Raw genomic sequence first — 5089 nt, 5'->3', positions numbered from 1 at the left:
TTTCTGTCCGCCCACCCCGGGCCCCCCCCGGGGGGGGTCCCCCCGGGGGGGCCCCGCCGCCGTGTGAGGAGCGCGGTGCTCAGGTGGTGGTGCCCCCGACGCCGCCGTCCGCACCGGACCCGCCGGAGCCGGAGCCCGTCCCGGGCAGCCCGGGGATGCTCGGGATCTTGCCCTTGTAGGCGGAGATGCCCTGGACGACGGTGTCCATCACCGCGACGTCGGGCGACTTGTCGGCGATGTCGAAGCCGAAGTGCACCGAGACCAGCGTCTTCCCGTCGGCGGACGGGAAGACCACGGTCTGCACGTAGCCGTTGTTGCCCTTGGGCGCGTCCACCTTCCAGCGGACCAGGTAGCCGTCCTGGCCGTTGACCTTCACGGCCTCGGACTTGAGCTCCTGGTGCCCGGTGACGTCGCCGTACGCGGCCTTGGCGGCCGTCGCGATGTCGGCCTTGGCCGCCGCCTGGGCGTCGGTTCCGCCGCCGTCGATCCGGCCGGTGTTCACGCCGCCGAGGGAGCAGTTGCCCTTGCCGTCCGCGCAGGTGTACGAGCCGACGCTGAGCGAGGCGTAGCCGTCCGGGGTGGTGCCGGCCTCCCAGCCGTCCGGGACCGGCAGGGTGAGCCGGTTGACCACGTCGATCGCCTTGTCGGCGTTCGGGCTGGTCCGGCCGCCCCCGTTCCCGCCCTTGCCGCCGTTTCCGCCCTTGCCGTTCCCGCTCCCGCCGTTGCCGGGGTCCCCGAAGTCTGGGGCGCCGCCCCACGGGCCGTAGCCGCCCTGCGGGACCGGGCGGGCGCTGCGCGGGGCGCGGTCCCCGTGGCCGTCCGTCGCGAGGTAGGTGGCCCCGGCGCCGACACCCAGGCCGAGCAGGGCGGCCACGGTGGTCGCCAGCACCAGCTTGGAGGGCTTGCGCCGGGCCTTGCGCGGCGGCCCGCCGGGCGTGCCGTAGGCGGCGCCGAAGGGCGGCGGCTCCGGGTAGCGGACGGTCGGGCCGCTCTCCAGCACCTCGCCCTCCAGCACCGTGGGCTGCTCGGCCGCTCCCGGCGCAGGGGCGTCCGAGGCGGGGGCGTCCGAGGGTGCGGGCCGGGTGTCGGCCGTCCAGCCCTTGCCGTCCCACCACCGCTGCGGCCTCGGGTGGCTCGTGGTGTCCTTGGGATCCGGGTACCACCCGGCGGGAATCTGCTCGCTCACAGAAGAGAATCTAAAGGCAGCCGGATAAACGCGAAATCAGCGCAGCCGGGAATTCCCGCCGTTTTCGATGAGATTCCGGTGAGAACCCCGTCCGGCGCGGCCGGCGCGGCCGGGATTCCCACCGGCGGCGGCTACAGCGGGGTGACGTACGCGCCGGAGATGCCGCCGTCCACCAGGAACTCGCTCGCCGTGATGAAGGAGGAGTCGTCGCTGGCCAGGAAGGCCACCGCGGCGGCGATCTCCTCGGCCCGGGCGAACCGGCCGAGCGGGATGTGCACCAGCCGGCGGGCGGCCCGCTCCGGGTCCGCGGCGAACAGCTCGCGCAGCAGCGGGGTGTCCACCGGTCCGGGCGAGAGCGCGTTGACCCGGATGCCCTCCCGGGCGAACTGCACGCCCAGCTCGCGGGACATCGCCAGCACCCCGCCCTTGGAGGCGGTGTAGGAGATCTGCGAGGTGGCCGCGCCCATCCGGGCCACGAAGCTGGCGGTGTTGATGATCGAGCCGCGCCCGTGCCGGCGCATGTACGGCAGCGCGGCCTTGCAGCACAGGTAGACCGAGGTCAGGTTGACCTCCTGGACCCTGCGCCAGGCGTCCAGGCCGGTGGTCAGGATCGAGTCGTCCTCGGGCGGCGAGATGCCCGCGTTGTTGAACGCGACGTCCACGCTGCCGCAGGTCTCGTACGCCTCGTCGAACAGCGCCTCCACCATGTACGGGTCGGTGACGTCGGTGTGCACGAACAGCCCGCCGACCTCCTTGGCGGCGGCCCGCCCGGTCTCCTCGTCGAGGTCGGCGCAGACCACCTTCGCCCCCTCCGAGGCGAGCCGGCGGGCGGCGGCCAGGCCGATCCCGCTGCCCGCGCCGGTGACCACGGCGGTGCGGCCGACCAGCCGGCGGCAGACGACCTCGTCCCGCGCGGCGTGCTTCTCGCTCATCGGGCTGTCACTCCTCGCTGTGGATGAAGACGTTCTTGGTCTCGGTGAAGTGGCGCAGCGCGTCCGGGCCCAGCTCGCGGCCGACCCCGGACTCGCCGTAGCCGCCGAAGGGCGTCCAGTAGCGCACCGAGGAGTGCGAGTTGACCGACAGGTTGCCCGCCCGTACGCCGCGGGCCAGGCGCAGCGCCCGGCCGACGTCCCGGGTCCAGATCGAGCCGGCCAGGCCGTAGCGGGTGGCGTTGGCCAGGCGCACCGCGTCGGCCTCGTCGGTGAACGGCAGGACGGCGGCGACCGGGCCGAAGATCTCCTCGGTGACGGCCGGGACCTGCGGGTCCTCGGGGCCGACGACCGTCGGCGGGTACCAGTAACCGGGCCCGTCCGGGACCTTGCCGCGGGCCAGCACCGGCAGGTCGGGGGTGAGGTAGGAGGCCACCCGGCGGACCTGGGCGGCCGAGATCAGCGGGCCGAGCTCCGTCTGCGGGTCGGTCGGGTCGCCGGTGCGCAGGCTCTCGACGGCGGGCAGCAGCAGGGCGAGGAAGTCCTCGTACACCTCGCGCTGGACCAGGATCCGGCTGCGGGCGCAGCAGTCCTGGCCGCTGTTGTCGGCGAAGGACATCGGGTCGGCGGCGCGGGCCAGGTCGGCGTCGGCGAAGACGATGCTGGGGCTCTTGCCGCCGAGTTCCAGGGTGACCCGCTTGGCGCGGGCGGCGCAGCGGGCGGCGACCTCCTTGCCGACGACGGTCGAGCCGGTGAAGACGATCTTGCGGACGGCCGGGTGGAGCCGCCCGTTCGGCCGAGCGACCGAACGACCTGTAAGGCTGAATCCACGATCCCCGTCAGCCTGTTCGTTGAGCAGGACCGAAACGGCCACCAGACTGGAAGACGAACGCGGTAGCCCCGTGATTTCCCGGCGCCCGGCCCATGCGGGCGGCGCCAGACCGGACCGGTGGCAGGACGCCGCCCGGGACTTCGGAGGCAGACGGACCTTGAGCAAGCACATCATTCACTGGATCAGCGGCAAGCCGGTCGCCACCGCCGGTGCGGCCCCCCGTCGGGGTGAGATCTTCGACCCGGCCACCGGCCAGGTCGCCGGCCAGGTCGACTTCGCCGGGATCGCCGAGGTCGACCAGGCGGTGGCCGCCGCCGCCGCGGCCTTCACCGAGTGGCGCAACGCCTCGATCGCGAAGCGGACGACGGTGCTCTTCGCCTTCCGCGAGCTGCTGAACGCCCGCCGCGACGAGCTGGCCTCGATCATCGTGGCGGAGCACGGCAAGGTGCACTCCGACGCGCTGGGCGAGATCGCCCGCGGCCTGGAGGTCGTGGAGTACGCCTGCGGCATCCCGCAGCTGATCAAGGGCGGCTTCACCGAGCAGGCCTCGACCGGTGTCGACGTCTACTCGATCCGCCAGCCGCTCGGCCCGGTCGCGATCATCTCGCCGTTCAACTTCCCGGCCATGGTGCCGATGTGGTTCTTCCCGATCGCCATCGCGGCCGGCAACACCGTCGTGGTGAAGCCCTCGGAGAAGGACCCGTCCGCCGCCAACTTCCTCGCCGAGCTGTGGAAGGAGGCCGGCCTGCCGGACGGCGTCTTCAACGTCGTGCACGGCGACAAGGTGGCCGTCGACCGCCTGCTGGAGCACCCGGACGTCAAGTCCGTCAGCTTCGTCGGCTCCACCCCGATCGCCCGCTACGTCTACGAGACCGGCACCCGCTACGGCAAGCGCGTGCAGGCCCTGGGCGGCGCCAAGAACCACATGCTGGTCCTGCCGGACGCCGACCTCGACCTCGCCGCCGACGCCGCCGTCAACGCCGGCTTCGGCGCGGCCGGCGAGCGCTGCATGGCGGTGTCCGTGCTGGTCGCGGTCGACCCGATCGGCGACGAGCTGGTCGAGAAGATCAAGCAGCGGATCGCCACCCTGAAGGTCGGCCCGGGCTGCAACGGCGACTCCGAGATGGGCCCGCTGGTCACCGGCCAGCACCGGGACAAGGTCACCTCCTACGTGGAGTCCGGTGTCGCCGACGGCGCCGAGCTCGCCGTGGACGGCCGCAAGCACCCGGTCACCGCCGAGGACCGCAACGGCTCCCCGACGGCCGACGGCTTCTGGCTCGGCCCCACGCTGTTCGACCACGTGAAGCCCGGCATGTCCGTCTACAACGACGAGATCTTCGGCCCGGTCCTCTCGGTCGTGCGCGTCGACTCGTACGAGGAGGGGCTGGCGCTGATCAACGCCAACCCGTACGGCAACGGCACCGCCCTCTTCACCAACGACGGCGGCGCGGCCCGGCGCTTCCAGTTCGAGGTGGAGGTCGGCATGGTCGGCATCAACGTGCCGATCCCGGTGCCGGTCGCCTACTACTCCTTCGGCGGCTGGAAGGCCTCGCTGTTCGGCGACACCCACGCGTACGGCCCGGACGGCGTGCAGTTCTTCACCCGGGGCAAGGCCGTGACCCAGCGCTGGCTGGACCCGTCGCACGGCGGCATCAACCTGGGCTTCCCCACCAACAGCTGAGCCGCCCGCTCCAACAGCTGAGCCGCACAGCTCCGCCGGCCGGACCCCTCCCCCGGGGTCCGGCCAGCGGTCTTTGCACGACGTTTGCATCCCGCCGCCGAAGCGCGTACAGTTCTTCGAGCTGCCTGGCTGGGAGCACCGGACACGCGTCTGCGCGGACGGTCCCGGGGCAGCCAATCCTTTGAAACACCACTTCTCGGTTCGTGCCGGTCGTTTTCGCTTTCGCGTCTCGGCCTGGTGCTTATTCGGCGTGCGCGTTTTATTGGGTTGCGGTCGGATTCGCTTTTCGGAGCGGGGATCGGCTAGAGTTTGAAACGTTGGACAGGGCGTCAAGCCCCGGAAGACACCGGCGAGTTGGATGAACGGAGCCCCGGAAACGGAGCGGAAAACATCTGATAAGCTGGAAACACGAAAGAACGAAGCCCGGAGGGTCCGCTGGAAGGCGGTCCGAAGGAAGCGTC

Annotated in this window: 3 protein-coding genes and 1 pseudogene; 1 reads left to right on the top strand and 3 read right to left on the bottom strand. The window is 71.9% G+C overall.

All coding sequences use genetic code 11. The annotated features are described in order from the left end of the window. Nucleotides 1–79: 79 nt before the first annotated feature. From ACIQOV_RS26920 to ACIQOV_RS26910, 3 genes and pseudogenes are all read right to left on the bottom strand, one after another. Nucleotides 80–1186 carry a DUF2510 domain-containing protein gene (locus tag ACIQOV_RS26920; protein WP_401052714.1) on the bottom strand — a complete coding sequence of 369 codons (1107 nt, stop codon included), beginning with the start codon at nt 1184–1186 and terminating at the stop codon, nt 80–82. A 131-nt stretch (nt 1187–1317) separates the two neighbouring features. Further along, on the bottom strand, nt 1318–2118 hold the full coding sequence (locus tag ACIQOV_RS26915; protein ID WP_380455629.1) for a 3-oxoacyl-ACP reductase: 801 nt from the start codon (nt 2116–2118) through the stop codon (nt 1318–1320). Between the two features lie 7 nt (nt 2119–2125). After that, a pseudogene (locus ACIQOV_RS26910) lies at nt 2126–2896 on the bottom strand (aldehyde dehydrogenase family protein); the annotation flags it as partial. Nucleotides 2897–3104: 208 nt separating this feature from the next. On the opposite strand from ACIQOV_RS26910, the gene ACIQOV_RS26905 reads away from it, so the two are divergent. Next, a complete protein-coding gene (locus ACIQOV_RS26905; RefSeq protein ID WP_359900672.1) occupies nt 3105–4628 on the top strand; it encodes a CoA-acylating methylmalonate-semialdehyde dehydrogenase in 1524 nt (507 codons plus the stop codon). The last annotated feature ends 461 nt before the right edge of the window (nt 4629–5089 follow it).

Origin of the sequence: Kitasatospora sp. NPDC091257 (genome assembly GCF_044757675.1) — a bacterium.
GTDB lineage: Bacteria > Actinomycetota > Actinomycetes > Streptomycetales > Streptomycetaceae > Kitasatospora > Kitasatospora lactacystinica.
The sequence above is the reverse complement of the archived record's forward strand: the minus strand, read 5'-3'. Positions and strand labels throughout refer to the sequence as shown.

What these genes read in the sequence shown, in the direction of transcription:
- ACIQOV_RS26915 (WP_380455629.1), bottom strand. Translation starts at nt 2,118, where the DNA reads ATGAGCGAGAAGCACGCCGCGCGGGACGAGGTCGTCTGCCGCCGGCTG.